The sequence below is a fragment of the Streptomyces ortus genome (assembly GCF_026341275.1).
GTDB lineage: Bacteria > Actinomycetota > Actinomycetes > Streptomycetales > Streptomycetaceae > Streptomyces > Streptomyces ortus.
The window spans coordinates 3,905,130-3,931,162 of the sequence record NZ_JAIFZO010000002.1 but is presented as its reverse complement, the minus strand read 5'-3'; the positions used below and the strand labels follow the sequence as shown (position 1 = coordinate 3,931,162).

The window sequence follows — 26,033 nt, the reverse complement described above, 5'->3', positions numbered from 1 at the left end:
CGGCACCGAAACGAACGCACCACGGACTCCGCAAGGAACCGTGCGCCGCGGACCGCTCCATCAGGACCTGCCGGTCCGGCCGGGATCGGACGCCCTCCGGTGCACAGCCGGCCGCCGAGTTCCGCCGACTGCCTTTCATCCAGTGAGGAACCATGAGCATGCGCGCCCGCACCACCGTAGCTGCGGCCATTTCGACGGCCCTGGCCATCTCCCTCACCGCGTGTGGTGAGGGATCCGATTCCGGGAGCGACGGAAAGGCCGCATCCGTGGGTATCGCCATGCCCACGAAGACGTCCCAGCGGTGGATCAACGACGGCCAGAACATGGTCGACGAGCTCAAGGGGTTCGGCTACACCACCACCCTCAAGTACGCCGACAACGACCCGAAGAACCAGGTCGCGCAGGTCGAAGCCATGATCGACAGCGGCGTCGACGCCCTGGTCATAGCCTCGGTCAACGGCAAGGTGTTCAACAACGTCCTGGAGAAGGCGAAAGCGGCCGACGTGGCGGTGATTTCCTACGACCGGCTGATCCTCGGCACTCCGAACGTCGACTACTACGCGACCTTCGACAACGTCAAGGTCGGCACCATCCAGGCCGACTACATCTCGGAGGGCCTCGGGCTCGTCAACGGCAGCGGCAAGGGCCCGTTCACCGTCGAACTCTTCGCGGGGTCCCCCGACGACAACAACACCAAGTACTTCTACGAGGCCGCCATGGAGGTTCTGGAACCGTACATCCAGAGCGGCGACCTGATCGTCAGATCCGGGGAGACAGAGCTCAACGAGATCACCACGCTGCGCTGGGACGGCCCCACGGCGGAGAAGCGCATGAACAAGCTGCTCGACGCCGAGTACTCCGACCAGGACATCGACGCGGTCCTCTCCCCGTACGACGGTATGTCGCTCGGCATCATCAAGGCGCTCAAGGCGCACGGCTACGGCACCGCCGCCAAGCCGCTGCCCCTCGTCACGGGCCAGGACGCCGAGGTGCCCTCGATCAAGGCGATCATGGACGGCGACCAGTCGCAGACCGTCTACAAGGACACCCGCGAGCTGGCCCTGGTCACCGCCTACATGGTCAACTCCGTGGTCCACGGCAAGAAGCCGGCACTCAACGACACCAGGACGTACGACAACGGCAAGAAGGTCGTCCCCGCGTACCTCCTGGAGCCGGTGGGCGTCGACAAGGCCAACTACGAGCAGGTGCTCGTCGACTCGGGCTACATCAAGAAGAGCGACCTGAAGTAGGCCGCGGGGGCCGCCGGGCGTACGGGTGCGGGGCAGGGAGACGAACCTCCCTGCCCCGCACCCGTACGTGGGGGCCGCCGGCCGGCGTCAGTTGACGAGGACCGCCGGGCTGCCGCTCTGCGTGGTGTCCCTCACCGGGGCGTACTTGGCGGTGAAGTAGCCGTTGCTGAAGCACAGCGACGAACCCGAGAACTTCGTGAACTGCTGGTTGGTGAACGAGATGCTGTTGTCGGCGTTGTCGGCCGTACCCGACAGGCTGGGCGCCCGGTAGACACAGGTGATGCTGCCGAGCAGCGTGCGCAGTACGACGGTCGTCTGGACGGACGATCCGGCGGCCGGGGTGATGACGAGGGAGCCTCCGGAGGTCACAGCGGTGGTGTAGGGCAGGTTGTCGACCTTGATGCTGGTGACACCGAGGACGCCCACCACGTTGCTGGTGCAACTCGCGCTGTTGAAGGTATGGCTGGTGACCGACTCGGTGGCCGTGCCGGGTGCGGCCGGGTTGTTGACGGCCGTGGCGACGAAGGCCGACGACGAGCAGGAGATGCCGCTCGTACCGGTCGCGCTGGAGTAGAGCGTGGCGTTCGTGCCGGTGGCCAGCGAGGCGCTGAGGACGTCACCGGCGGCGACCGCCGTTCCGTCGGCGGTGGTGAGGACCGAGCCGTCGGCCGCGGAGGCCGGGCCGGCCGCCGCGAGGGCGAGGGTCGTCACTGCCGCGGCCAGGGTGAGGGAAGTGCGAGTACGCATGCGGGTGCCTCGTTTTCGGGAGTGAGGGTGGAAGTGGTCGCCGTCGTCGGTCCGTCGCGCCTTCTCCGAACGCGACGGGCCGACGGCGGCTGCCGGGAGGTGGGCCGGAGGCGTCGAAGGACGACCCCCGGCACGTGACCGGCGATCAGGGCGACCGGACGCGGCCCAGGGGGGAAGTGGCCGTGCCGGTGCCGTGGAGGAGAGAACGCGGAACGCGCAGGTGGCCGGTCCGCGATGGGCGCCCCGGCGGCCGAGCGGTGGTCCGGAACGCCGTGCGGCGGGATGCGGTGCCGTGCAACGGGGTGAAACCCGGGAACGATCTGCGCCGTCGATCGGATCCGGCGCCACGGATCCATGCGCAGCCAGAGAGAGTTGTAGACCTGACGGATGTTCAACGTCAAGACACAGTAGGCAAGTTGACGTTCGATCAGCGCGCTTGGCGGGGTACGGCGAAGCCGTGTCACACCGGCTCCCGGCTGCGCCTGCGGGCTGCGCGGAGGGCGCCTTCATGGCTTCGCCACATCTTCGACTTCGTTTTTGCACAGAGTGCTTGACCCTCGCCACTTACCGCGGGTAACTTCCGTCGCGGCTACTGCTGCGTAACGTGAAAGCCCTTGCATCCGCCGGGAGTTGTGGGGAGACGTGCGCCGCATGGGCTGTCCGCGCCAGGACAGCGTGCCGTCCGAAGTCCTACCTAGCGTCGACCATGCCCCTGGGAGCAGACATATGGCCTCGTCCTCGGACGCCGGCTCGACCGCCGGTTCCACCCCCGAGTCCTCCGAAGTGCCGGAAAGCGGTTCCACGGCGGAGACGCCCGCAAGCCCCGCGAGACGTGGGCGGGTCCTTCCACGCCGCGCCGCGGTGATGGCGGTGCCCGCCACCCTGATCGCCGCGGGCCTGATGATCCTCACCGCCCAGGGAGCCCTGGGCGTGCAGTTCGCGATATCCGGCATGCCGTTCACGGTCACCGCGACCAACCTCGACGGTGAGGGCTTCGCCCAGTTCGGCGGCCTCGACCAGATGGCCGAGGGCAGCCCGAACGAGGGTGACACCGGCGGCCAGGTCCTGGTCGTGGTCTCCGCGATCAAGAAGGCGACCCTGGAGAAGCTCTGCCAGAGCGTCGACCTCGGCGGCACCAATCTGCTCATCAGGGCCGGCGAGGGCAAGGACAAGGTGTCCGCGGTCAACCTCACCACCGACTCCACCGAGCTGTCGGGCAACGCGTCCTTCGACAACATCGAGATCGGCAACGACGCCAGCACGCTCGACAAGTCCCACACGCGGGGCCCGAAGGGTGTCTTCAGCCAGCAGGCCGACACCGTCCACATCGGCAACCTGCGGCAGACCAACTACGCCACCACGGCCGCGGTGTTCAAGCTTCCCGGTCTGAAGCTGAGCTTCAGCGACAAGGGCTGCTGATGGCCGCCTTCCGGCGCTGGCGTGCGGACCGTCCGTTCCTGGGCGGGCTGCTGCTCACCCTGGGCGGGGCGGAGATCCTGCTCACGCAGAAGGCGTCGCTGAAGGTTGTCATGCACATCGGTATGCAGGGACTGGCCGGCTACCTCCTGCCGGTCCTGATGGTCATCTGCGGACTGCTGATCCTCTTCAACCCCGCGCAGCGCCTGTTCTACTCGATCCTGGGCGTCCTGTTCTCGTTGGGCTCCTGGATCACCTCGAACCTGGGCGGATTCCTCATCGGCCTCCTCCTCGGTGTCGTCGGCAGCTGCCTGGCCTTCGGCTGGCTGCCGGACCAGGAGCCGCGCCGTCCCCGTAAGTGGCTCCGCACGTGGCTCCGCCGCGATCGGGAGCCGGTGGAGCCGGTACAGCCGATGGAGTCCGCGGGTCATCCGTGACGTGCCGGGGGCGCCCGCCGAAGCGGCGCCCCCGCGGTCGCGCCGTCTTCACGGTCGCGCCATTCCCGCGTGCGCCGCATCCCCGTGTTCACTGCACGCCGTGCGGCCTGAACTGGATGCTGACGCGGGGGCCCGCCGCCCGCGTGCTCTTGGGGATCGCGTGCTCCCAGGTGCGCTGGCAGGAACCGCCCATCACGATGAGGTCGCCATGTCCGAGCGGGCGCCGGACCGTGCCGCCGCCGTGCCGGGGCCGCAGCAGCAGATCCCGCGGGGCTCCCACGGAGAGGATCGCGACCATGGTGTCCCGGTGGGCGCCGCGTCCTGTCCGGTCCCCGTGCCAGGCCACGCTGTCCCGGCCGTCCCGGTAGTAGCAGAGCCCGGCCGTCGTGAACGGTTCCCCCAGCTCGTCCGCGTAGTGCTCGGACAGGGCGTCGCGCGCCTCGTCCAGCACGGGATGCGGCAGCGGGTGCTCGGCCCGGTAGAACGCCAGCAGCCGCGGTACGTCCACCAGTTGCTCGTACATCTGACGTCGTTCCGCCCGCCAGGGGACCTCTTCGGCGAGCCGGGTGAAGAGCGGGTCGGCGCCGTGGAGCCAGCCGGGCAGCAGGTCGATCCACGCCCCGTCGCCGAGCACGGTCCGGCGCAGACCGGTGAGCGGACCGAGGCGGACGGCGTCGCTCTGGTCGAACAGTGATCCCTGGAGGTGCGTGGACATGCCTCCAGGCTACCTGCTGATTCGAATGTGTGTACTAATGAGGTGTGCTAATGCGCGGAGTGGCGGCGGTGGCTGGTGTCGCACCAGGGGAAGATGCGGCTGCGCCGGCACGTGCACAGGGCCACGCAGAAGCGGTCGGAGGACACGGTCGTACCGTCCTCCAGGACGATCTCGACCGGCCCCTCGACGAGTATCGGGCCCTCCCGGCGGGCGACGATCCGGCGCGGGCGTTCGGCGGGGCTCTCCGGCACGGCCGATCACCGCCTCTCTCTCGACGACATGCTCCAGGTGCTGTGAAGACGCTGTTCCACGGCGGTCACACGGCGACGCGCAACGAGGACCCGCCGGACCGCCAGGCCGCCAGCAGCCGGTCCGCGAGCCGGTCCTCGACCCAGCCGGTGGCGTCCACACCGAACGCGATGTCGGCGTCGAGATGCGGTTCCTCCTCCAGCAGGCCGGCCACCACCTCACGGCGTACGACCTGCTCGTGCACCGCGTCCGCCTCCACGTGCTCGGCGTAGAAGTGCTCGGCCGCCGGGCCCGCCCCGGTGCGCCGCATCGCGCTCGCGAGCCGCCGGGAGCCGGGGGAGGAGGTGGTCTCCACCGCGGCGAAATGGCCCACGAGCGCGCCACGCAGCTCGCGGTGCAGACCGAAGAGCGACATCAGGTTGACGACGGCCAGCGCCTCGGCGCCGCTCGCGTCGAGATAGCGCCCGTACGACGGGTCCAGGCCGAGGTCGGTCATGAGATCGGCGAACAGCCGGGCGTGCACGCGCTCGGCGCGCCCTGCCCCCCACTCGTCGAACTCCACCGCCGCCATGCCGGCCTTGGCGCGTCCCCACAGGCGCGGCAGGACCCAGGCGTGCGGATCGGCCTCCTTGAGGTGGTAGACCGAGCGCTGGGCGGCGTATTCGCGCAGGTGCCACAGCTCGCCCTTGTCCCGCAGGAAATGGGAGACGCCCTGTCCGTCGACGGGCTCCACCAGCAACTCGTCCAGTGCCTCGTCCGCGCGGGTGTGCCGGGTCGCCCCGGCGCGCAGGGCCGCCAGGAACGGCTTCTCCAGCGCCGCGCGGACCCGCAGCAGCTCGGGGTCCCACTCGCGGGCTCCGTCGACACCCGCGAAGCCCCGGTAGTGCAGTTCGTAGCAGAGGTAGAGCGCCAGTTGGAGGTCGTCACCGAGCGGCTCGGCGCCGGCGAGTACGGCATCGCCGGGCAGCGGTCCCGTGCCGCGGAGGTATTCGATCAGCGCCGCGGAGATCTCTCCCCGGCTCGGCGGGAGTTCCGGTTCCGCGTACGGGCGCTTGGATGCTGGTTCCATGCGTACCGGGTACCCGTGATCGAGGAGCCCTCACCTGCGAGGACTCACCCTGGGCCGGGCCCAGGTCCCTTACGGGCGTCACGGCATGGAGGGCGTCCGTCTCACTCGCGCCCCGTGTCGATGACGCAGAAGCGGTTCCCGTCCGGGTCCGCGAGTACGACGAAGTCCGGATCCTCGGGATACAGATCCCAGTCGACCCGCCGCGCGCCTAGGGACACCAGCCGCTCGACCTCGGCGGCCTGCTCGGCGGCGTCGCCGGCGTACAGGTCGAGGTGGACCCGCGGATGGTCCTGCACCGGGGTGCCGCTCAGGCCGAGGGCGAGCTGGACACCGGTGCCGTCGACGGGGACCAGCACCACCCAGTCGTCCTCGGCCGCCTCGCGCGGCTCGTACCCCAGCGCCCGCGTCCAGAACGCGGCAGCGCGCCGGACGTCCGACACACCCAGTACCACGGACCCGATCTTCACCATGGGCCGAAGTGAAGCAGATGTCCGTGGGGGCCGGGTGGCCTTTTCGTCGTCCGGCGCGTGGGCCTGCGCGCGAGCGGGGCGGGGTCGAGGGCGGGCTCGCGGCGTGAGCGAGGTCGCCGGTCAGGTGCGTCCGGGGCCACCGCTGCCGAAACCGCCGCTGTCGTTGTCGTTCCAGGTCGGGCGCTCCTGGTCGGCGGCGCGGTGCGAGGAGTCACCACCGAGCTGGTGCGGGGTGAGGCGCTCCTCGTCCTCGGTGATCCCGTCGGGCTCGCGCCGCTCGGTCACCGGGCCGACGGGCCCGGAGTCGGGCAGGCGGGGCTGCTCCTCGGGGCGGGGCGGCGCGGGCTGGCGGGCGCGCTGCCGGCGGCCCCACACCACGGCCCAGATCAGGCCGCCGACGAGAATCACGCCGATCAGGAACGGCACGATTCCGCCCACGGCGGCGCCGGAAGCGGCCAGGGGTGTCGCGTTGAAGTCCATTGCCCACGAGTACCCTGTCCCACCAGCCGAAACAGGAGTTTTTCCGGCGTGACCCCGCCGCCGGCCCGTGACGTTGTGGTGACGCGTTACTCCGTATGACAGGCAAGAATCATAAAGTCATGTTATGAAATGAAAAGTTTGGGGATGTCCGCTTCGGGGGAAATTATCCATAGTGCTTCGGACTGGAGGCACGTCCGCGGGAGCTGGTGAGCCAGGCCCCGGTTGTGTCCCGGCCGGCCCGTTGGTGCGCCCTCCCACGGTGACTGTTTCCGTGAGCACCCTCTGAGGAGATGCGACGCAGCATGCCAATCACCATCAGGACGAAGCAGCATCCGCATGACGACGCCCCCGACACGGCGGCGGCCTTCGAACGGCTGGCCGCTCTGCCCGACGGCGCCGAGCGGCAGGCCCTGCGCGACGATCTGGTGCGGGACTGGCTTCCCATGGCCAACCGCATCGCGATGCGCTACCGGGGGAGGGGAGAGTCCACCGAGGACCTCACCCAGGTGGCGGCGCTCGGCCTCGTCAAGGCGGTCGACCGTTACGACCCCGAGCGCGGCAACGCCTTCGAGAGTTACGCCATCCCGACCATCACCGGCGAGATCAAACGCCACTTCCGCGATCACATGTGGGTGCTGCACGTACCGCGACGCGTCCAGGACCTGCGCAACCGGGTCCGCGCCGCAGCGAAGGAGCTGTCGCAGACGATTCCCGGCCGCAGACCGACCGTCGCCGAGATCGCCGCGCACGCGCAGATGACCGAGGACGACGTACGGGCCGGGTTCGAGGCCCTCGACAGCTTCACCGCCCTCTCGCTCGACGCCGAACTGCCCGGCAGCGACGACGGCTACGCGCTCGGTGACGCCCTCGGCGAGGCCGACACCGGGTTCGATCTGGTCATCGACCGTGAAGCGGTCAAGCCCTGTATCGCCGCGCTTCCCGAGCGTGAGCGGACCATCCTGTATCTGCGCTTCTTCAGAGGCATGACCCAGGGGCGCATCGCCGAGCAGCTGGGCATCTCGCAGATGCATGTCTCGCGACTGCTCAGCGGCTGCTGCGCCAAGGTGCGCGACGAGGCGCTCGCCGATCGCGATCAGGATGACGGTCACGGACACGGCCGCGAGCGAGGTGGCGGTGACGACCGTGAGCATGATGGTGACCGCCACGATCGTGCTCACGATGACGTTCACGATGGTGCTCACGGTGGCGGTCACGATCGTGAGCGCGGTGATGATCATGACCGTGAGCAGGACGACGTTCATCGCCGTGGGGGCTCCGGCGAGCACGGCCGGCGGAGCGGTCGGGCCACGGGGTCCCACGGACCCAGCCGCCCGCCCCGGGTTGCCCCCGAGCCGGGCGGCTGCGTGGCGAGCTCACTGCCGAACCCTCCCGGGAGCGATTCGCCTGCGGCCTGCCACACACCGAAGTAACCAACGGGGACCCAATAAAACCCCCTTGTCACGGGGGTGGGCCGTATCCCGGCCGCAGGGCGGGTCCGTACTGGTCGAGCGTCTCCTCCAGGGCGGCCAGGACGTCGGGCGGCAGTTCCCCCCGCTGGCCCCACACGATGATCAGCTCGGCGACGTTGCGCAGCTTGAGGTTGGTGTGCTGCGACACCTCCCGCAGTACGCACCATCCCTGACGCGGTGTCACCCGGCCGAGGGCGACCATCATGCCGATCGCCTGGTCCACGACGGCGTGCGAGGTCACGGCCTCCTTGAGCTGGCCGATCTCCTCCTGCAGCTCGACGATCCGAGGCGTCTCCTCCTCGGACGTGGCGCGGTCCTGTCGGCCGCCGCCGGGCTTCTGGGTGCCCGATCCGGCGTCTGGCGTCATTCGTCCCCTCCAGGTCGCGGCTCAACACGGTCGCGGTCCATCGTCTCCACTCCACCGCACCCGTGCCAGTGCGCGCCGCCCGCCGCCGGCAGCGCGATGTCACCGAGCGTCACGAATTCTCACGGATTGCGAAGGTCGTCCGCCGGGCGCAGGGTGAAGACGGCAGTCCAACCCCCCGTACGAAGGTGGAACACCATGAGCAAGGCGAAGAACAAGGCCAAGCAGATGAAGGGCAAGATGAAGGAGGCCACCGGCAAGGCCATGGACGACAGGTCCATGGAGGGTGAGGGCCGGGGCGAGCAGATGACGGGCAAGGCCGGGGAGCTCAAGGACAGGGCCGCCGGCCAGATGAAGGGCCACATGGACAAGTCCGGCCGGTAGAAGTCCGGCCCGTAGAGCGCGCCGGTCGCTTCACGCGTACGCCCCCGAAGGGTCTCCGGTTCCCGCCGCGACCGCCGGGGGCGTTCACGCGTCCAGCACGGCGAGTCGCAACCGGCCGCCGCTGGCCATCACTGGCCATCACTGACCACCACTGGTCGCGCCCGGTCGCACCGGCCGCGACCTGCGGGGCACCCGTGGCGGAAGAGGCGCGGGGAGGTGTGGAGAGGTGATCCAGGGGCACTCGGGTGCTGAAAAGACGTGCCCGACCAGGCGTTCAGCCGCCGTGTGCACCCACCTCCCGCACCCGACAGGGGCGCCCGGACGGAGGAATTCCCTCATGGCTTTTCTCGTCGACCCGTCACGCCCGCCCGGCCCCGTGCTGGCACCTCCGGGTGTCTACGCGCCGCAGGCCGACACCTTCCTGCTGGCCCGCGCCCTCTACCGCGAGGGCCCGGCCCCCGGCATGGATGTGCTCGATCTGGGGACCGGGACCGGAACCCTGGCGATCTGTGCCGCCCGGAAGGGCGCCCGCGTCACGGCGGTCGACATCGCCTGGCGGGCCGTGCTCACCGCCCGGCTCAACGCCCTGCGCTCGCGACAGCGCCTCACGCTCCACCACGGCGACCTCCTGGAACCGGTACGGGGACGGTCCTTCGACCTGATCATCAGCAATCCGCCGTACGTCCCCACGCCGCCGTCGGAGCCGTCGGACGGCCGGGGCCGCGAGCGGGCCTGGAACGCCGGACCCGACGGGCGCGCGACCCTGGACCGCATCTGCGCCGACGCGCCGCGGGTCATGCGGCCCGGTGGTGTCCTGCTCATCGCCCAGTCGGCGCTCAGCGGCACCGACGAGACGCTGGAGCGGCTCGCCGGATCGGGTCTGACGGGCACGGTCGGCGACCGGGCGTACATCCCGTTCGGGCCCGTCCTGCGCTCACGGCTGCCCTGGCTGAGGGAGTCCGGCCGGATCGCGGCCCGCGAGGAGACCGAGGAGCTGGTGATCATCCGGGCCGAACGGCCCCGCTGATCGCAGGGGACCCATCAGGCCCCACCTGATCCATCCAAGCTCCAAGCTCCAAGCTCCAAGCTCCCAGGTCCCCGGGTCCCCGGGTGTCCCTTCAGGGTCTATCGCGGTCTCTCGCGGACGACGTCCTGTGCCGGCTTGTCGTAGCGCAGTCCGAGAAAGCGCGGGTGGCGGAGCATGCCGTCCCGAGTCCACTCGGTGAACGCGATCTGCGCGACCAGTACCGGCTCGGCCCAGTGGGCCCCCGGCTCGCGTACCCGGTCGGTGAACGGCGAGGCGGGCAGGGCGAGTTCGTCGAGGGCGCCGCGCAGCGCGAGGAGCGTACGGCGGTCGAATCCCGTGCCCACCTTGCCCGCGTACCGCAGGTCCTCGCCCTCGAAGTGACCCACCAGCAGGGCACCGAACCCGGCGCGGCTGCCGCCCGGTTCGGTGAACCCGACGATCACGAACTCCTGCTCCAGGGAACACTTCAGCTTGAGCCAGTCCGGTGAACGACGGGGCACATAGGGGCTGTTGCCGCGCTTGGCGATGAGACCCTCCCACCCCCTGGTGCAGGCGTGGGCCAGGAGATCGGCGCCTCCCTCGTTGCGGTGGGTGGTCAGACGCAGCGGCGCCCGGTAGGTCAGGGCGCGCCGGAGCAGCGACTTGCGGGCGCGCAGCGGCAGCCGCGTCGTGTCCGCGCCCTCCAGCCTGAGCAGATCGAACAGGCAGTACGTCACGGCGACCGCGCTCGCCTCGACGTCACGGCGGCGGGTGAGTCCCATGCGCTGCTGGAGCAGGCCGAAGTCGGTACGGCCCCGGGCGAACGCCACGATCTCCCCGTCCACGGTGAAGTCGGCGCAGGACTGGGCGGCGAGCGCGTCCACGATCTCCGGGTACGTCTCGTCGAGGCGGTTGCCGGTGCGAGAGAGCAGCCGGACCCGTCCGGCCTCGCGTACCGCCAGCACGCGGACGCCGTCGAGCTTCCGCTCGAAGATCCAGTCGTCGGGGAAGTCGCGCCGGTCGCTCAGCGTGGCGAGCATCGGCCGGGAGGCCAGCTCGACGCCTGGGGCCGCGGCACGGAGCAGCCGTGCCTGAGCCTCGGGCAGGGAACCGAGAAGGTCGGTCATCGCCGCTCACTCCTTCGTCCGGCTCCTTCCCCAGTCCTGTACGCATCGTCGCGCAGGCCCCCGGAGCCCGCGACCGGACGGCCGCACCGGTGCGCGGGCGGCGGGCGGTCGGCCGGCGGGTGGACGCGCCGATGACCGGCAACCCCTTCCTGTCCGGGCGGATCTCACCATCATGTGAGGAGAACCGCGCCCCGCCCCGGCACGGGGGAGGGCAGGCCACATGGGGGAGGATCCGTGGACAGAACAGGAACCACCGGCCACATACCCGACGGCGAAGCCCGCGCGCTGAACGCCCAGGAACGCGCGGAACCGGCGGAACGCGCGGAACCGGCGGAACGCGCGGAACCGGCGGAACGCGCGGATGCGGCGACACGCGCCGAACCGGCGGACCGCGCGGATCCGGCAGACCCGGTGAATCCCGCGAGACCCGCCGCTCCCGCGGAGCCCAGGGATCTGGCGGATTTCGCGGAACTGCGGAGTCAGGAATTCGGCTATCTCGACGCCGACGGCCACACGTACCTCGACCACACGGGAGCCGGCCTCGCGCCGGTCTCACTCGTCCGGGGGAGCGCCGCACGGATCACCGGCGGTGTCTTCGGCAACCCGCACTCCGAGAGCCCGGCCTCCCGCGCTTCGGGCCTCCTGCTGGCCCGGGCCCGCCGGGCGGTGCTCCGCCACTTCCACGCCGACCCTGCCGAGTACGTCGTGATCTTCACCCCGAACGCGACGGGTGCCCTGCGCCTGGTCGGCGAGGCGTACCCCTTCGGGCGCCGCAGCAGACTGGTGCTCCCGCTCGACAACCACAACTCGGTCAACGGCCTGCGCGAGTACGCGCGTTCACGCGGCGCGCGCACGGCCTACGTACCCGTGGTCGGCCCCGATCTCCGCGTGGACGAACAACGGCTGCGGGCCGCCCTGCCCGCACGCGGACGCGGCGTCGCCCGACGCCCGGCACGACCCGGCGAGCGCGGACAGGGACTGCTCGCCTACCCGGCGCAGAGCAACTTCACCGGCGTCCAGCATCCACTCGACTGGATCGCGACCGCCCAGGCGCGCGGGTACGACGTCCTGCTCGACGCGGCGGCCTTCGTCCCCGCCAACTCCCTCGACCTGAGCCGGTACCACCCCGACTTCACCGTCGTCAGCTGGTACAAGGTCTTCGGCCACCCCACCGGCGTCGGCAGTCTGATCGCCCGCCGGGACGCGCTCGCCCGGCTGCGCAGACCCTGGTTCTCCGGCGGCACGATCTACGCGGTCAGCGCACAGGCGCAGTGGCACGTCCTCGCCGACGACGAGGCGGCCTTCGAGGACGGCACGGTCAACTTCCTCTCCATCCCCGACGTGACGGCCGGGCTGGAGTGGATCGACGCCATCGGCATGGACCGGGTGCACGCGCACGTGACCACGCTGACGGCCCGGCTGCTCGCGGGTCTCGCGGTGTTGCGGCACAGCGACGGGTCCCCGATGGCCAGGGTGTACGGCCCGCGCGACCTCGTGGCCCGCGGCGGGACCGTCGCGCTCAACCTGCTGGACGCCGACGGCGGGGTCGTCGACGAACGGGTCGTCACCCGCGACAGCGCCGCACGGGGCATCTCGCTGCGCACGGGCTGCTTCTGCAATCCGGGCGCGGGCGAGGCGGCCTTCGCCCTGCCGCTCCGCCTGCTGCGCTCGGCCGCCCGCCGCCGGCTCACGTCCCTGGAGGAGTACCTGGAGCTGTTGCGTCTGCCGTCGGCGGGCGCGGTCCGTGTCTCACTCGGTCTGTCGTCACAGCCCAGGGACATCGACACGTTCCTGCGGTTCGTACGGGAGACCTACCGGGACCGGGTGCCGGGCGCGACCGGGTTGGAGGCGAGGGCCGGCTGCTGACGGTCGGGCGGCGCCTCAGCCTCCCGACCGGGCGCGCACCACACCGCCGCGGCACTTGCGCACCAGCACCGCCCAGGTCGCGGCCAGGAACGCCAGCGTGAACCCCGTCAGGATCAGCCAGTCGTGGCCGGCGGGACCGGCGAACGAGTCCCTGTACGCATCGAGCAGGGGCGGGCCCAGCCGGGAGGAGCCGTCGCGCCACAGCGCTTCGAGGCCGACGCCGGCGCCGAGCGCCTCGAACGCCCAGCGGTTGGTCATCGCCCAGCTGATCGCCTCCCCGGCCGCCGTCATCCGGGGAACCGGCACGAAGGCCCCGGAGAAGAGCACCTGCGGGAAGCACAGCAGCGGCAGCATCAGCGTGGCCTGCCCCGGATCGGTCACCGCGGCCGAGGCGAGCAGGCCCAGCGCGAGCGCGGCGGCGGAGGCCAGCACGCTCGACACGAACAGGGAGAGGCAGGTGTCCCAGCCCGCCGCGGGCAGCCGGTCCAGGGCACGCAGCACGGCGAGCAGCAGGGCGTCCGCGGCGGCGAGCACCGGCAGCATGATCGTGAGCTTCGAGGCGACGTACGGGCCGATCCGCAGGCCCGCCAGCCACTCGCGGCGCAGCACGGGCAACTCCGTGCAGATCTGCAGCAGCCCGTAGGTCAGCCCGAAGAAGAAGGCGCCGAAGGCTATCCAGAACATGATCATCGCGGTCGACCCCGGATCCGGGTCCGCCGGCTCGAAGGCGCCCGCGCGGAACAGCACCGCGAACATCGCCACGATCATCACGGGCGAGCCCGCCAGCACGGCGACCGAGAGCCGGTTGTGCAGCAGCAGGGCGGTGCCGCGCCGGGTGAGAAGGGACCACTGCCGTACGGCGCCGACGCGCTGCCGGGGGACGGGCCGCGCCGCCGCACCGGCACGGGGGACGACCGGTTCCTCCGGCACCGGTTCGTCCGGTACTGATTCGTCCCGCGTCCCCTCGGGGACGGCCCCCTGGGACACGGCCCTCTCAAACACGGCCCTCTCAGACACGGCCGCCTCGGACACGGCCCCGGCCGGCACGGCCCCTTCGGCCACCGCGCCGTACACGTCCTCCACCGTGTCCACCCCGAACGCCCCGCACAGGTCGCCCGGTTCACCCGCGTACGCGACCTCCCCCTCGGGCGAGAGGAACACGACGTGGTCGCCGCGGAGCAGATCGGCGAGGACGTGGGTGGTGAGCACGACCGTGGTGCCGTCCTCGGCCAGCGAGCGCAGGGTCCGCAGCAGGGCCGCGCCGGTGACCGGATCGAGCCCCGAGGTCGGTTCGTCGAGAAAGAGCGCCCGCGGGCCGGTGAGCAACTCGGCGGCGACGGCGGCCCGTTTGCGCTCCCCGCCGCTGAGCGCACGCACCGGAGTACCGGCCCGGTGGGAGAGACCCAAGGAGGTCAGGACCCGGTCCACGGCCGCGGTGACCGCCGCGGCGGAGGTTCCCACCGGCATGCGCAGCCCGGCGGCGTACACCAGGGTCCGGTGCAGTGGCAGGTCCCGGTGCAGGATGTCCTCCTGCGGGACGAACCCGAACTCCGGTCCCGGTGCGCCCGGTCGGCCGCCGTCGTGCAGTACCGCCCCTTCGTCGGCGGCGCGCAGTCCGGCCAGTGATTCCAGCAGGACCGTCTTGCCCGCCCCGCTGCTGCCCGCGATCACGACGAGCTGCCCAGGGGCGATGTCGACCGTCACCTCGCGCAGTACCCGTCCCGCTCCGCGCACCCGCTGGGTGAGCCGACGTACGTGGATACGCAGTCCTGGCGGTCGCAGTCCTGTCGGTGTCGGCATGGGGGCAGCATGCCAGGAGGACGCCGACCATGGACCCACTTCACGGAGCGGAGGAATCTTCCCCTTCGTTCAGCGGTCAGATGGCCAGCAGATGAGCGTAATCGCAGGTTCAGGAAGCCGTTGAGCCTTGTTTGAAACGATCTTTGTTTCTTTCATTGACGGCGGAAAATAATCACCCTAGGTTCCGGACATGCGCTCGACTCCTCCCACCGAGGCGTTCCCGGCCCACACGCCGGCCGCTGCCCAGATCTTCACCACCGTCCTGTCCCACGGCCCGCTCACCCGGTCCGACATGGCCGGCCGGGCGGGACTGTCGGCAGCCGCCGTCACCAAGGCGGTCCGCCCCCTGATCGAGGCCGGATACCTGGTGGAGGAGGCCGGTGACGAGGCGCGCCCCGCGCCGGGGCGGCCCGCCAACTCCGTGCGGGTGGACGGCGGCCGGGCCCTGTTCATCGGTGTCAAGGTGACCGGCGACGAGATCATCGCCGTACTGACGGACCTGTGCTGCCGGATCCGGGTCGCCCGCCATGTGCCCCTGCGGGCCCGTGAGCCGCGGCCCGTACTCACCGCCGTCGCCGACCTCGTCCACGAACTCCGCGCGGAGGCAGACGGGTTCGGCGTCCAGGTGCAGGGGATCGGGGTCGCCGTCTCCGGTGATGTGGACGGCACCGCGGGCGAGGTGCGGCTGTCGCCCTTCCTGGGATGGCGCGAGCTGCCCCTCGCCGAGTTGGTGAGGGCGGAGACCGGGCTGCCGGTCACCGTCGACAACGACGTCCGGGCGCTGACCGTCGCCGAGCAGTGGTTCGGCGCGGGCGTCGGCCTGTCGGACTTCGCCGTGGTCACGGTGGGAGCGGGCATCGGCTGCGGTCTGGTCGTGCACGGTAAGGTCGTCTCGGGGGCCCACGGCGTCGCCGGTGAGATCGGGCACGTGGTCATCGACCCCATGGGCCCGCTCTGCCACTGCGGCAACCGGGGCTGCGCGGAGGCGATCGCCGCCGACCCCGCGATCGTCGCCGCGGTACGGGACGCGACCGGCCTCCCGGTGGCCGACGCGGCGCAGGCCGTCGGTCTGGCCCGCAAGGGTGACCCCGGGGCACGGGAGGTCTACGCGCGGGCCGGGGACGCGATCGGCCGGGCCATCGCGACCGTGGCCAATCTCCTGGGCCCCGAACGCGTGATCATCTCGGGCGAGGGTCTGGCGGCCTACGACCTGTTCGCCGAGCAGATCCGCGACGCCTTCGCCGCCTCCGCCTTCGGCACGGCCGCCCGCTGCGACCTGCTGACCCGGCCGCTGCCGTTCGACGAGTGGGCCCGCGCCGCGGCCACCGCGATCCAGTCCTTCATCGGCGGCCCGTCCCACGGCACGGATAGGCCGGTCATCCGGACGGGGCCCAACCGCACACGCCGTACACCCCGACGTGACCGCCGAGCCCCGACATCCAACCCCCGCACAGCACCCGACCCCCGGCACACCACCACACTCCCCGGCCCAGCACCCCCGCACAGCCCGACCCCTCACAGGAGGTTCCGACCCATGCGGTCATCCTCGTACGCGCCCACACCCCCCGCCCGCCGTTCTCTCGGAGCCCTCCTGGTCCTGACGCTGACCGCCGCGACGGCCGCCGCCCTCCCGTCGGCCCAGGCGGCCACGCCGACCCCCACCGCCACCCCGGCCACCGCCACCCCGGCCACCGCCACCCCGGCCACGGCCACCCCGGCCACGGCCACCCCGGCCGCCGCTACGTCGGCCCTCGCGGCCAAGCCGTACATGGGCTGGTCGAGCTGGAGCATGCAGTCCTCGAAGTACCCGGGGCTCAACCCCGACGGTGACTACAGCTACCTCACCGAGAAGAACGTCCTCAAGCAGGCGGACGCGCTGGCGGCCAAGCTCAAGCCGTACGGCTACGAGTACGTCAACCTCGACGCCGGCTGGTGGATGGACCAGGCCTGGAAGCCCGGCTTCGACCAGTACGGGCGCCAGAAGGCGGACCCGGGACGCTTTCCGCGCGGCATGAAGGCCGTCGCCGACCACATCCACGGCAAGGGCCTCAAGGCGGGCATCTACCTGCCGGTCGGTCTGCAGAAGGAGGCGTACGGCCGGGGCGAGGTCCCGATCTGGAACGCCGGCGACTGCACGACCGCCGACGTCGTGTACGGCGACCTGCGCACCACCAACGGCTGGGACAGCGCCTACAAGCTCGACTTCTCCGACCCCTGCGCGCAGAAGTACGTCGACTCGCAGGCGCGGCTCTTCGCCGACTGGGGCTACGACTTCCTCAAGCTGGACGGCGTCGGGCCGGGTTCCGGCAAGAACGGCGACCAGTACGACAACGTTGCCGACGTCGCCGCGTGGAACAAGGCCATCGCCGCCACCGGCCGGTCCATCCACCTTGAGGTCTCCTGGTCGCTGGACATGGGCCGGATCGCCGACTGGAAGAAGTACTCCAACGGCTGGCGCATCGACACCGATGTCGAGTGCTACTGCAACACCCTCGTCAGCTGGGAGAACTCGGTCGACGACCGCTGGGACGACCTCCCCGGCTGGACCCGCCACGCAGGTCCCGGCGGCTGGAACGACCTCGACTCCCTGGACGTCGGCAACGGCGAGATGGACGGCCTCACCAAGGCGGAGCGCCAGAGTTACGCGACCCTGTGGGCCATCGCCAAGTCCCCGCTCTACACCGGTGACGACCTGACCGAGCTGGACTCGTACGGTGTGTCGCTGCTGACCAACCGCGAGGTCATCGCCCTCAACCAGGGCAGCATGCCGCCCGCCCGGCCGATCACGCCCTCCGACCCGCAGCAGGTGTGGGCCGCGAAGAACGCCGACGGCAGCTACACCGTGGCCCTGTTCAACCTCGCCGACCGGCCGGCCGCCGTCTCCGCCGACTGGGCCGCACTCGGCTTCACCGGCAAGGCAGCCGTACGGGACCTGTGGAACCGCGAGAACCTCGGCACCTACAAGGACAAGGTGACCCAGGCCCTGCCCGCCCACGGCTCCCGGCTGTTCACCGTGACCCCGCGCGGCACCGCGCTCGCCACGACCGGTTACGAGGCCGAGGCCGCCGCCAACACGCTCGGCGGAAACGCCTCCGTGGCCGACTGCCCGGCCTGCTCGGGCGGCAAGAAGGTCGGCAACCTCTACGTCGGCGGCAAGCTCCGCTTCAACGACGTCGTCGTCGCCAAGGCCGGCACGTACCAGGTGCGGGTCGCCTACGTCAGCGGTGACCCCCGCTCGGTCGAGGTCTCCGCCAACGGCAACGGCTCGACCGGTCACAAGTTCCCCTCCACCGGGGACTGGGGGACCGCCGAGACCGTCAGCGTGCCCGTCTCCCTCAAGGCGGGCGTCAACACCATCACCTTCGACAGCGGTTCCGGATACGCACCGGACATCGACCGCATCGACGTACCGAAGTCGTCCTGACCGCCGTTCTCTTCCCCACAGGAGCCGCACCATGGACAAGAGCCGCCCGACCGAGCCCAGCAGACGAGGGCTTCTCTCCCTCGCCGCGGCGACCGGCGTCGCCACCGCCCTCGGCGGCCTGCCCGCCTTCACCGCGACCGCGGCACCGCGGCGGCCCACCGACTCGGCCGTCCCGAAGGGGAGTTCGCGTAACCGGTTGTGGTGGCAGGCCCCCGCCGACGAGCACTCGATGATCGAGCAGGGCCTTCCCGTCGGCAACGGCCGGCTCGGCGCCCTGGCGAGCAACGACCCCGGCCGTGAGCTGCTGCTCATCACCGACGCCACGATGTGGACCGGCGGCCTCAACGACACCCTCGACTCCGACGGCCAATTCCCCTACGACCGCGACAACTTCGGCTCCTTCACCCTGCTGGGCCGACTCACCGTCGACATCCCGGACCACGATCTGTCCGCCGTCTCCGGCTACCGCCGCATCCTGGACCTGGCCCAGGGCGTGGTCGGCACGTCGTACATCCGCTCCGGAGTCACCTACGAGCGGCAGATCTTCGCCAGCCGTCCCGACGACGCGATCGTGCTGCACTTCACCCAGAGCGGCGGCGGCCGTTACACCGGCACCGTGACCCTGGACGGGACACACGGGGAGGCCGTCGCGGGCACCTCCTTCGCTGCCGCCTTCCCGAACGGGCTGCGCTACGGGGCGGCCGTGCAGGCGTACGTGACCGGTGGCAGCGTCCGGGTGAAGGGCGCGCTGATCGAGTTCGCCGGGTGCAAGGACCTCACCGTGGTGGTGAGCGGTGGCACCAACTACGCGCCGGACGCCGCCGCCCACTACCGCGATCCGTCCCTCGACCCGCAGAAACTGGCCCGTAGCAAGGTCGCCACCGCGGCGGCCCACTCGGCGGACACGCTCCTGCGCACCCATGTGGCCGACCACCGCGCCCTGTTCGAACAGCTGGACCTCTCGCTCGGCACCTCGTCGGCCGAGCAGCGTTCCCTCGACACCTGGGAGCGGATCAGGGCGCGTGCCCGCGACGATGTGCCCGATCCCGAACTGGAGGCCGCATACCTGCAGTTCGGCCGCTATCTGATGATCTCCGGCTCCCGGGGCAGTCTGCCGCTGAACCTCCAGGGGCTGTGGCTGGACGGCAACGATCCGGACTGGATGGGCGACTACCACACCGACATCAACATCCAGATGAACTACTGGATGGCCGACCGGGCGGGCCTGTCACAGAGCTTCGACGCGCTCACCGACTACTGCCTCGCCCAGTTCCCGTCGTGGAAGAAACTCACCCACGACCTCTTCAACGACCCGCGCAACCGCTACCGCAACTCCACCGGGAAGGTCGCCGGCTGGGCCGTCGCGTTCTCCACCAACATCCATGGCGGCAGCGGCTGGTGGTGGCATCCGGCGGGCAACGCCTGGCTGTGCGCGAGCCTGTGGGAGCACTACGAGTTCACCAGGTCGCGCTCCCATCTGACCAGGATCTACCCGCTCCTGAAGAGCGCGTGTGAGTTCTGGGAGGCTCGGCTGATCACCACCACACTCCCAGGCACGTCGAAGGAAGTGCTCATCGACGACAGCGACTGGTCGCCCGAGCACGGCCCGCAGGACGCCAAGGGCATCACCTACGCGCAGGAACTGGTGTGGGCACTCTTCGACAACTACCGCACCGCAGCACGGGAGTTGAAGAAGGACACCACCTACGCGAAGACGATCGGCGGACTCCAGGAACGGCTGTACCTGCCGAAGGTGAGTGAGAGGACGGGCTGGCTGGAGGAGTGGATGTCGCCCGACAACCTGGGCGAGACCACCCACCGGCATCTGTCCCCGCTCATCGGGCTCTTCCCCGGCGACCGCATCCGGCCCGACGACTCCACCCCGCCCGAGATCGTCGAGGGCGCGACGGCCCTGCTGACCGCGCGCGGCATGGAGAGCTTCGGCTGGGCGAACGCCTGGCGCAGCCTGTGCTGGGCCCGGCTCAAGAACGCGGAGAACGCCTATCAGTTGATCGTCAACAACCTGCGGCCCTCGACCGGCGGCGGCAACGGTTCCGCGCCGAACCTCTTCGACATCTACGAAGTCGAGAAGGGGCGCGGCATCTTCCAGATCGACGCCAACTTCGGCACCCCCGCGGCGATGATCGAGATGCTCCTGTACTCCCGTCCCGGGCATCTGGAACTGCTTCCGGCCCTGCCCGACGCCTGGGCGCGGTCCGGTTCCGTCACGGGGGTCGGCGCCCGGGGCGGCTTCGTCGTCGACCTGCGCTGGCGTGACGGCAGCCCCACCGAGGCGCGCATCCGCAGTGTCGGCGGCCGGACGACCACGGTCGCGTACGGCCGCTCGGCCCGCACGGTGACCCTGAAGCCCGGCGCCTCCGTCACGCTGCGGGACTTCACCCGATGAGGGCCCGCGCCGCCCGAACGGGCCGTCTCGTGGCTCCGGCCGTGCTGCTGGTGATCGCCACCGCCGTCCAGGTCACCCCCGCGAACGCCGCCCCGGCCGCCCCCGCCCGCCGGCACGACGTGGTCACCTGGGGGGCGAGCGCGGACCGGGTGGGGGACGCCGTCGCCGACCGCAGCTACCGCCTGATCGTGCGTACCAGCGTGGCCGGGGACAACCCGCGCATCCGGCTCTCCAATGCCTTCGGGGACCGGCCGCTGACCTTCGACAGCGCCTACGCCGGCCTCCGCGAGATGGGTGCGGAACTGGTCCCGGGCACCAACAGGCCGCTCACCTTCGGCGGTTCGCGCTCCGTCACCATCCCGGCGGGCGCCACCGCGTACAGCGATCTGCTGCCCGGCGGACTGGCCGCCGCGGCCGACCTCGTCGTCAGCGTCCACACGCGGACGGGGGGCGGCCCCGCGACCGGCCACGGCATGGCCATGCAGACGTCGTACGCCGCCACCGGCGACCACACCGGGGAGGAGGGGGCGGCCGGCTGGACCGAGCGCACCGGCTCCTGGTTCTACCTCGACGCGGTCACCGTCCGTACGAGTGCCGCCGTCGGCGCGGTCGTCGCGCTGGGGGACTCCATCACGGACGGCTGGCAGTCCAGCGGCGACCTGAACCGCCGCTGGCCCGACTATCTCGCCCGGCGGCTGGCGGCAACCGACACCCCGGTCAAGGGAGTTGCCAATGAGGGGATCTCCGGGAACAAGGTCGTGGCGGACGGCGCCGGGCAGAGCGCGCTCAACCGGCTGGACCGTGACGTCCTGTCCCACCCGGGCGTCCGTACGGTGTTCCTCTTCGAGGGCGTCAACGACATCAAGGCGCACACCGGCGTGACGGGGGCCGACATGATCGCGGGCTACCGCGAGATCATCGCCCGCGCCCACCGGGCGGGGAAGTGTGTCGTGGGCGCCACCGTCGCGCCCTTCAAGGGCTGGTCCGAGTGGGACACGGCCGCCGAGTCCGTACGACAGGAGGTCAATCGGTTCATCAGGAGCAGCGGGGAGTTCGACGCCGTCACCGACTTCGACCGCATCCTGCGCAGCCCCTACGACCACGAGCGGATCATGCCGGTCTTCGACGGCGGCGACCGCCTGCATCCCAACGACAAGGGGATGCAGGCGATGGCCGACTCGGTCGACCTGGACAGCCTGCGCTGCGACCGGACGTCCACGGTGGACGTCCCCTGATGTGCACTTCGGCCGGCCCGTCACCCACGACCTGGCGGGCTGACGGGAACCACCCGGCGGACCCTGGGTAGCGTGGGCACCTCGACCGACGCTACGGAGGCCAACACATGACCCGCCCGATCACCGTGGGAGCAGACGGTACCGCCGAATCCCTGGCCGCCGTGCACTGGGCGGCCAGGGAAGCGGTACGCCGTGACCTCCCGCTGCGCATCGTGCACGCCCGGCCGAAGGCCGACAGCGACGAGCGGACGGCGGACGCCCGGGAGGCGGACGTCCAGGAGGCGCTGACGCGCACCGCGGGCGAGGTCACCGGGCACCACCCCGGCCTGACGGTGACCACCGAACTCGCCGACGGCGTCCCGGTCCAGGCGCTCCTCGTCGCCGCCGCCGAGGCCGAGACGCTGGTGCTCGGCTCCCGCGGCCACGGGGCGATCGTCGGCTTCCTGCTCGGCTCCGTCGGCCAGCAGGTCATCGCCGAGTCGACCCGGCCGGTCGTCCTCGTACGCGCCGCCGACCGGCCCGAGTCGGAGGCGGCGGGCCGTGAGATCGTCGTCGGCCAGCAGGGCGGCCCCGACGACAGCGCCGCCGCGCTGGGCTTCGCCTTCGAGGCGGCGGCGACCCGCGGCGCCGATCTGCGGGTCGTGCGGGCCTGGGCGCTGCCCACCGTCTTCACCTACAGCCCCGCCTCGATGGCACTCGCCGACGAGGCCGGCGGCCTGGAACAGTACGAGAGGACGGCCCTCGCGGAAGCACTGCGGCCGTGGCTGGAACGGTTCCCCGACGTGAAGGTGACCCAGCACGTCGAGATGGGCAGCGCGGGCGAGGTACTGCTCTCCGCGGCGGCCCATGCCCAGCTCACGGTGGTCGGCCGGCGGGCACACCGCTCGGCCGTGGGCTCACGGATCGGTTCGGTGGCCCACGCCGTCGTCCATCACGCGCCCTCTCCGGTCGCGGTCGTCCCGCCGGCCTGAGCGTCCGCCCCGCCGCCCGCCGCGGGTGACAGCGTGTTCCGCATCCCGGGCAGGATGTTCGTGACGTAGTCCCGGACGACCGTGTCCAGGTCGATGTCGTGCTGCGCCCGCTCGGACAGGTACCAGCGGTGTTCGAGCAGTTCGTGGTAGATCTCGGCGGGATCCATGGAGCCGCGCAGGTCGAGCGGTATGGCCCGCACGGTGGGCCGGAAGACGTCCCGGACCCACCGGTGGGCCAGTACCTCGGGCCGAGCCGCCAGGGGGTCGCCCGGCGCGTAGTCGTCCTGGGTGGCCATCCAGCTCTCCAGGTCGTTCAGCAGCCGCCGGGCCTGGTTCTCCTCGGTGTCGAGCCCGGTCAGGCGCAGCAGCTGGCGCTGATGGTGGCCGGCGTCGACGACCTTCGGTACGAAGGTGACGGTGTCGCCGTTCGAGGAGTGCGCGATCTGCATCTCGGCGACGTCGAAGCCGAGTTCGTTCAGGCGCCGGATCCGGCGGTCGATGTAGTGGTGCTTGCCCGCCGGGTAGACGGACGTGCGGGTGAGCTCCCGCCACAGCCCCTCGTAGCGCTTGCAGATCTCCATGCCGAACTCGATCGGGTCCACCGAAGGGTGCAGTGCCCCCGAGGCCTCCAGGTCCAGCAGCTCCCCGCTGATGTTGACACGTGCCAGATCGAGGTCGTACTCCCGCTGGCCCGGGCTCAGTTGCGGATGCACCTCGCCGGTCTCCGCGTCGACGAGATAGGCGGCGTACGCTCCCGCGTCCCGCCGGAACAGCGTGTTGGACAGCGAGCAGTCCCCCCAGGCGAACCCCGCGAGATGCAGCCGGACCAGCAGGACGGCCAGCGCGTCCATGAGGCGGTGCATGGTGGCGGGCCGCATGGTCGTCTCGAACATCGACCGGTAGGGCATCGAGCCGCCCAGATGCCGGGTGATGAGGACGGACTCCAGCGGACCGCCCGCCGTGTCGGTGCGGCCGGTGACCACGGCGAGGGGGTCCACCGACGGGATGTTCAGCCGGTCGAGGCCGCGCAGCAGCTCGTACTCGCGCAGCGCGGGCCGTTCGGCCAGTTCCTTGACCGCCACGACCTCGGCGCCGGCGCGCGCGTACCGCACGACGTGCCGTGAGATGCCTCGCGGCAACGGCACCAGATGGTGCTCGGGCCACTCCTCCAGCGGGATGTCCCACGGCAGGTCGAGCAGGAGCGCGGGATGCTCCGGGTTGGTGGCGCTGATCTGCAATGCCATCGCTCGCTTGCCCTGCCTCACGGTCGGCGTCATGTCGCAGGAGCATCTCCGCACCCGGACGTTCTCCCAGTCAACACGACGGCCCGAGGTGTCAGCAGGTGGGAGGGCCCGGCCGGTCGGCGTCCCGGGCCGGCGGCGCCGTGCGGCCCGGGGCAGCGGGACGTGATGTGCAGCACGTCGGGAGGGCGCCCGGGACCCCTGGGGCGCGGGTTCTGGCTGGGCACGGCTTGATCGGTGATCAAGTGGGGTGAAATCCCTGGCCAATGCTCATTCCGCTCATTTGACACCCCGTCGCCCGTCCGGATAGGAAGCAGCCCTGCGGGGTCGAGAGGTGGAGCGTGTACGAACCGAATGTGGTCGGGGACTGGCAGGAGTACGACGACGGGCATGCCGGCCTGCGCGTTCGCGTTCATGGCCTGGAGAAGGCCGAGCCGCCGCGGGGGCGTGACGACGCGGCCGAGGGCCTGGTCTACTTCCGGTTCCGGGTGACCGTCGAGAACCGTACGACCGTGTACTTCGGCATCCACCTGGAGGACGGCCAACTCGACGTGCGGGTCGGGAGCGAGGGCGAGAGCGCGTTCCTGGACTGGCGCAACTCCCAGTTCATCGAGGGCTTCGACGTCTACCCGCTGCGCCGGGTCACCTCGGTCCTGTACGCCGCCGCCCCGGAGAGCTGCCTCTCCCTGGTCGACATCCAGGTGCAGTTGAAGGTCGACGACGAATGGACCGAGCGGTATCTGTGGTCGGGCGGCATCGGCCCGCAGGAGCCGTCCGTGGCCGTGTGCGCCCGCGCCGACTCCGCGCAGGACAGCCTCGCCGCCCAGGTGATCAGTTACCTGGAGCGGGAGACGGGATCCGGCCCGGCGGTCTGAGCCTCTTCGGCCGGTCCCGGCTCGCGGGTGTTCAGACCCTCGGGCCGCCGTCCAGGGCCTCGGCGGCCTCCGCCGAGACGGCCTCGGCGACCGCCGCCAGCGCCGGGAAGTCGAGTTTCCACTGCTGCCAGAACAGCGGAACGTCGATGTGCCGGTCCGCCGAGAGCCGTACGAGCCGCCCCGCGCCGAGCAGGGGCGCGGCCTGCACCTCGGGGACCATCCCCCAGCCCATTCCGACGGCCACGGCCTCGACGAAGCCCTCGGAGGTCGGCACAAGATGCCGCACCGCACTGGCGCCCCGCGGCCCCTGGGCGCCCCGCGGTCCGCGCGCGCCGCGTACGAGCTCGCGGACGAACGCGTCCTGGATGTCGTCCCGCCGGTCGAAGGTGACCACCGGCGCGTCGGCGTAGACCTCCCACGAAGCGCCGCCCGCCCGGCCCGCGAACCACCGCGTGGCGAAGGCGGGGCTCGCCACCGGCACGTACCGCATACGGCCCAGACCGCGGACCGAACAGCCCGTCACGGCGTCAGGGGACGAGGTGACGGCCGCCATCACCAGCCCCTCCCGCAGCAGCGCGGCCGTGTGGTCCTGGTCCTCGCGGCGCAGTTCGTAGCAGACGGGCAGTCCCTCGGGCACGCGGGAGAGCGCGGGCAGGAACCAGGTCGCCAGCGAGTCGGCGTTCACCGCGATCGACAGCCGGGTCGGCTCCTCGGTGCCGGACATGCCCAGTTCGGCACGGGTGTCGCGCTCCAGCCGGGCCAGTTGCCGTGCGAAGCGCACGACGGCCTCGCCGGACTCGGTCGGCCGGACCGGCTTCGTACGCATCAACAGCACACGGCCCGTGCGCTGTTCGAGTGCCTTGACCCGCTGGCTCACCGCCGACGGAGTTACGTGGAGCACGGCTGCCGCGGCGTCGAAGGTGCCCTCGTCCACCACGGTCAGCAGGGTCCGCACCTGGTCCAGGGGAAGGTCTGTCATCACGAATGCTAAGGATACGTAAGAATCTTTAGCTGTACTTTTCCCGGCCGGG

At 71.0% G+C, this 26,033-nt stretch carries 22 protein-coding genes and 2 pseudogenes; 13 read left to right on the top strand and 11 right to left on the bottom strand.

Annotated features, from left to right (window positions below; genetic code table 11):
* Positions 1-152 precede the first annotated feature (152 nt).
* Complete coding sequence (gene chvE, locus K3769_RS20555; RefSeq protein WP_493660837.1) at positions 153-1,250, top strand: multiple monosaccharide ABC transporter substrate-binding protein; 1,098 nt, start codon at positions 153-155, stop codon at positions 1,248-1,250.
* Between the two features lie 87 nt (positions 1,251-1,337).
* Here the strand turns inward: chvE and K3769_RS20550 are convergent, their stop codons facing one another.
* Positions 1,338-1,997, bottom strand: coding sequence for a Tat pathway signal sequence domain protein (locus K3769_RS20550; RefSeq protein WP_267027859.1), 660 nt, complete (start codon positions 1,995-1,997; stop codon positions 1,338-1,340).
* A 726-nt stretch (positions 1,998-2,723) separates the two neighbouring features.
* Between K3769_RS20550 and K3769_RS20545 the strand changes: the two genes are divergently transcribed.
* Both K3769_RS20545 and K3769_RS20540 read left to right on the top strand, forming a co-directional pair.
* Positions 2,724-3,416, top strand: a complete 693-nt coding sequence (locus tag K3769_RS20545; protein ID WP_267027858.1) for a DUF6230 family protein — start codon at positions 2,724-2,726, stop codon at positions 3,414-3,416.
* On the top strand, positions 3,416-3,850 hold the full coding sequence (locus tag K3769_RS20540; RefSeq protein WP_267027857.1) for a DUF6114 domain-containing protein: 435 nt from the start codon (positions 3,416-3,418) through the stop codon (positions 3,848-3,850). The genes K3769_RS20545 and K3769_RS20540 overlap by 1 nt, the downstream gene beginning before the upstream one ends.
* Positions 3,851-3,938: 88 nt before the next feature.
* On the opposite strand, the gene K3769_RS20535 is transcribed toward K3769_RS20540, so the two are convergent.
* From K3769_RS20535 to K3769_RS20515, 5 genes are all read right to left on the bottom strand, one after another.
* Complete coding sequence (locus K3769_RS20535; protein ID WP_267027856.1) at positions 3,939-4,565, bottom strand: alpha-ketoglutarate-dependent dioxygenase AlkB; 627 nt, start codon at positions 4,563-4,565, stop codon at positions 3,939-3,941.
* Positions 4,566-4,612: 47 nt separating this feature from the next.
* Positions 4,613-4,816 (bottom strand): CDGSH iron-sulfur domain-containing protein, encoded by a 204-nt coding sequence (locus K3769_RS20530; RefSeq protein WP_267027855.1) that lies wholly within the window; start codon positions 4,814-4,816, stop codon positions 4,613-4,615.
* A gap of 65 nt (positions 4,817-4,881) precedes the next feature.
* Positions 4,882-5,883, bottom strand: a complete 1,002-nt coding sequence (locus K3769_RS20525) for an iron-containing redox enzyme family protein (protein WP_267027854.1) — start codon at positions 5,881-5,883, stop codon at positions 4,882-4,884.
* A 101-nt stretch (positions 5,884-5,984) separates the two neighbouring features.
* Complete coding sequence (locus K3769_RS20520) at positions 5,985-6,353, bottom strand: VOC family protein (protein ID WP_267027853.1); 369 nt, start codon at positions 6,351-6,353, stop codon at positions 5,985-5,987.
* A gap of 120 nt (positions 6,354-6,473) precedes the next feature.
* Positions 6,474-6,833, bottom strand: coding sequence for a DUF6479 family protein (locus K3769_RS20515; protein ID WP_267027852.1), 360 nt, complete (start codon positions 6,831-6,833; stop codon positions 6,474-6,476).
* Positions 6,834-7,135: 302 nt separating this feature from the next.
* On the opposite strand from K3769_RS20515, the pseudogene K3769_RS20510 reads away from it, so the two are divergent.
* Positions 7,136-7,921, top strand: a pseudogene (locus tag K3769_RS20510) (RNA polymerase sigma factor SigF); the annotation flags it as partial.
* 370 nt (positions 7,922-8,291) lie between these two features.
* On the opposite strand, the gene K3769_RS20505 reads toward K3769_RS20510, so the two are convergent.
* Positions 8,292-8,669 carry an ANTAR domain-containing protein gene (locus tag K3769_RS20505; RefSeq protein WP_267027851.1) on the bottom strand — a complete coding sequence of 126 codons (378 nt, stop codon included), beginning with the start codon at positions 8,667-8,669 and terminating at the stop codon, positions 8,292-8,294.
* 195 nt (positions 8,670-8,864) lie between these two features.
* Between K3769_RS20505 and K3769_RS20500 the strand changes: the two genes are divergently transcribed.
* A complete protein-coding gene (locus tag K3769_RS20500) occupies positions 8,865-9,050 on the top strand; it encodes a CsbD family protein (protein WP_267027850.1) in 186 nt (61 codons plus the stop codon).
* Between the two features lie 337 nt (positions 9,051-9,387).
* A complete protein-coding gene (locus K3769_RS20495) occupies positions 9,388-10,077 on the top strand; it encodes a HemK2/MTQ2 family protein methyltransferase (RefSeq protein WP_267027849.1) in 690 nt (229 codons plus the stop codon).
* A 98-nt stretch (positions 10,078-10,175) separates the two neighbouring features.
* Here K3769_RS20495 and ligD read toward each other — a convergent pair whose 3' ends face one another.
* Positions 10,176-11,183, bottom strand: a complete 1,008-nt coding sequence (gene ligD, locus K3769_RS20490; RefSeq protein WP_267027848.1) for a non-homologous end-joining DNA ligase — start codon at positions 11,181-11,183, stop codon at positions 10,176-10,178.
* Between the two features lie 411 nt (positions 11,184-11,594).
* Here ligD and K3769_RS20485 point away from each other — a divergent pair, with 411 nt between their 5' ends.
* Positions 11,595-13,049 (top strand): aminotransferase class V-fold PLP-dependent enzyme, encoded by a 1,455-nt coding sequence (locus K3769_RS20485; protein WP_267031470.1) that lies wholly within the window; start codon positions 11,595-11,597, stop codon positions 13,047-13,049.
* 15 nt (positions 13,050-13,064) lie between these two features.
* Here K3769_RS20485 and K3769_RS20480 read toward each other — a convergent pair whose 3' ends face one another.
* A complete protein-coding gene (locus tag K3769_RS20480) occupies positions 13,065-14,849 on the bottom strand; it encodes an ATP-binding cassette domain-containing protein (protein WP_267027847.1) in 1,785 nt (594 codons plus the stop codon).
* A 190-nt stretch (positions 14,850-15,039) separates the two neighbouring features.
* On the opposite strand from K3769_RS20480, the pseudogene K3769_RS20475 reads away from it, so the two are divergent.
* From K3769_RS20475 to K3769_RS20455, 5 genes and pseudogenes are all read left to right on the top strand, one after another.
* A pseudogene (locus K3769_RS20475) lies at positions 15,040-16,200 on the top strand (ROK family protein); the annotation flags it as partial.
* A gap of 183 nt (positions 16,201-16,383) precedes the next feature.
* Complete coding sequence (locus K3769_RS20470) at positions 16,384-18,273, top strand: alpha-galactosidase D (protein ID WP_267031469.1); 1,890 nt, start codon at positions 16,384-16,386, stop codon at positions 18,271-18,273.
* 31 nt (positions 18,274-18,304) lie between these two features.
* Positions 18,305-20,680, top strand: coding sequence for a glycosyl hydrolase family 95 catalytic domain-containing protein (locus K3769_RS20465; protein ID WP_267027846.1), 2,376 nt, complete (start codon positions 18,305-18,307; stop codon positions 20,678-20,680).
* Positions 20,677-21,915 (top strand): SGNH/GDSL hydrolase family protein, encoded by a 1,239-nt coding sequence (locus K3769_RS20460; protein WP_267027845.1) that lies wholly within the window; start codon positions 20,677-20,679, stop codon positions 21,913-21,915. The genes K3769_RS20465 and K3769_RS20460 overlap by 4 nt, the downstream gene beginning before the upstream one ends.
* Before the next feature lie 107 nt (positions 21,916-22,022).
* Positions 22,023-22,886, top strand: a complete 864-nt coding sequence (locus K3769_RS20455; RefSeq protein WP_267027844.1) for a universal stress protein — start codon at positions 22,023-22,025, stop codon at positions 22,884-22,886.
* Here K3769_RS20455 and K3769_RS20450 read toward each other — a convergent pair.
* Positions 22,847-24,130 carry a DUF4032 domain-containing protein gene (locus K3769_RS20450; RefSeq protein WP_267031468.1) on the bottom strand — a complete coding sequence of 428 codons (1,284 nt, stop codon included), beginning with the start codon at positions 24,128-24,130 and terminating at the stop codon, positions 22,847-22,849. The genes K3769_RS20455 and K3769_RS20450 overlap by 40 nt on opposite strands.
* Positions 24,131-24,468: 338 nt before the next feature.
* Here K3769_RS20450 and K3769_RS20445 point away from each other — a divergent pair, with 338 nt between their 5' ends.
* Complete coding sequence (locus tag K3769_RS20445) at positions 24,469-25,002, top strand: hypothetical protein (RefSeq protein ID WP_267027843.1); 534 nt, start codon at positions 24,469-24,471, stop codon at positions 25,000-25,002.
* Between the two features lie 31 nt (positions 25,003-25,033).
* Here K3769_RS20445 and K3769_RS20440 read toward each other — a convergent pair whose 3' ends face one another.
* Entirely contained in the window at positions 25,034-25,984 is a 951-nt protein-coding gene (locus K3769_RS20440) for a LysR family transcriptional regulator ArgP (RefSeq protein WP_267027842.1), read from the bottom strand.
* Between the last annotated feature and the right edge of the window lie 49 nt (positions 25,985-26,033).

Bases quoted from the DNA above. Each gene is read 5' to 3' on its own strand.
- K3769_RS20535 (WP_267027856.1), bottom strand. From the start codon at position 4,565: ATGTCCACGCACCTCCAGGGATCACTGTTCGACCAGAGCGACGCCGTC.
- K3769_RS20495 (WP_267027849.1), top strand. From the start codon at position 9,388: ATGGCTTTTCTCGTCGACCCGTCACGCCCGCCCGGCCCCGTGCTGGCA.
- K3769_RS20520 (WP_267027853.1), bottom strand. From the start codon at position 6,353: ATGGTGAAGATCGGGTCCGTGGTACTGGGTGTGTCGGACGTCCGGCGC.
- K3769_RS20500 (WP_267027850.1), top strand. From the start codon at position 8,865: ATGAGCAAGGCGAAGAACAAGGCCAAGCAGATGAAGGGCAAGATGAAG.
- K3769_RS20540 (WP_267027857.1), top strand. From the start codon at position 3,416: ATGGCCGCCTTCCGGCGCTGGCGTGCGGACCGTCCGTTCCTGGGCGGG.
- K3769_RS20525 (WP_267027854.1), bottom strand. From the start codon at position 5,883: ATGGAACCAGCATCCAAGCGCCCGTACGCGGAACCGGAACTCCCGCCG.
- ligD (WP_267027848.1), bottom strand. From the start codon at position 11,183: ATGACCGACCTTCTCGGTTCCCTGCCCGAGGCTCAGGCACGGCTGCTC.
- K3769_RS20480 (WP_267027847.1), bottom strand. From the start codon at position 14,849: ATGCCGACACCGACAGGACTGCGACCGCCAGGACTGCGTATCCACGTA.
- K3769_RS20450 (WP_267031468.1), bottom strand. From the start codon at position 24,130: ATGGCATTGCAGATCAGCGCCACCAACCCGGAGCATCCCGCGCTCCTG.
- chvE (WP_493660837.1), top strand. From the start codon at position 153: ATGAGCATGCGCGCCCGCACCACCGTAGCTGCGGCCATTTCGACGGCC.
- K3769_RS20470 (WP_267031469.1), top strand. From the start codon at position 16,384: ATGCGGTCATCCTCGTACGCGCCCACACCCCCCGCCCGCCGTTCTCTC.
- K3769_RS20550 (WP_267027859.1), bottom strand. From the start codon at position 1,997: ATGCGTACTCGCACTTCCCTCACCCTGGCCGCGGCAGTGACGACCCTC.
- K3769_RS20545 (WP_267027858.1), top strand. From the start codon at position 2,724: ATGGCCTCGTCCTCGGACGCCGGCTCGACCGCCGGTTCCACCCCCGAG.
- K3769_RS20505 (WP_267027851.1), bottom strand. From the start codon at position 8,669: ATGACGCCAGACGCCGGATCGGGCACCCAGAAGCCCGGCGGCGGCCGA.
- K3769_RS20460 (WP_267027845.1), top strand. From the start codon at position 20,677: ATGAGGGCCCGCGCCGCCCGAACGGGCCGTCTCGTGGCTCCGGCCGTG.
- K3769_RS20515 (WP_267027852.1), bottom strand. From the start codon at position 6,833: ATGGACTTCAACGCGACACCCCTGGCCGCTTCCGGCGCCGCCGTGGGC.
- K3769_RS20455 (WP_267027844.1), top strand. From the start codon at position 22,023: ATGACCCGCCCGATCACCGTGGGAGCAGACGGTACCGCCGAATCCCTG.
- K3769_RS20465 (WP_267027846.1), top strand. From the start codon at position 18,305: ATGGACAAGAGCCGCCCGACCGAGCCCAGCAGACGAGGGCTTCTCTCC.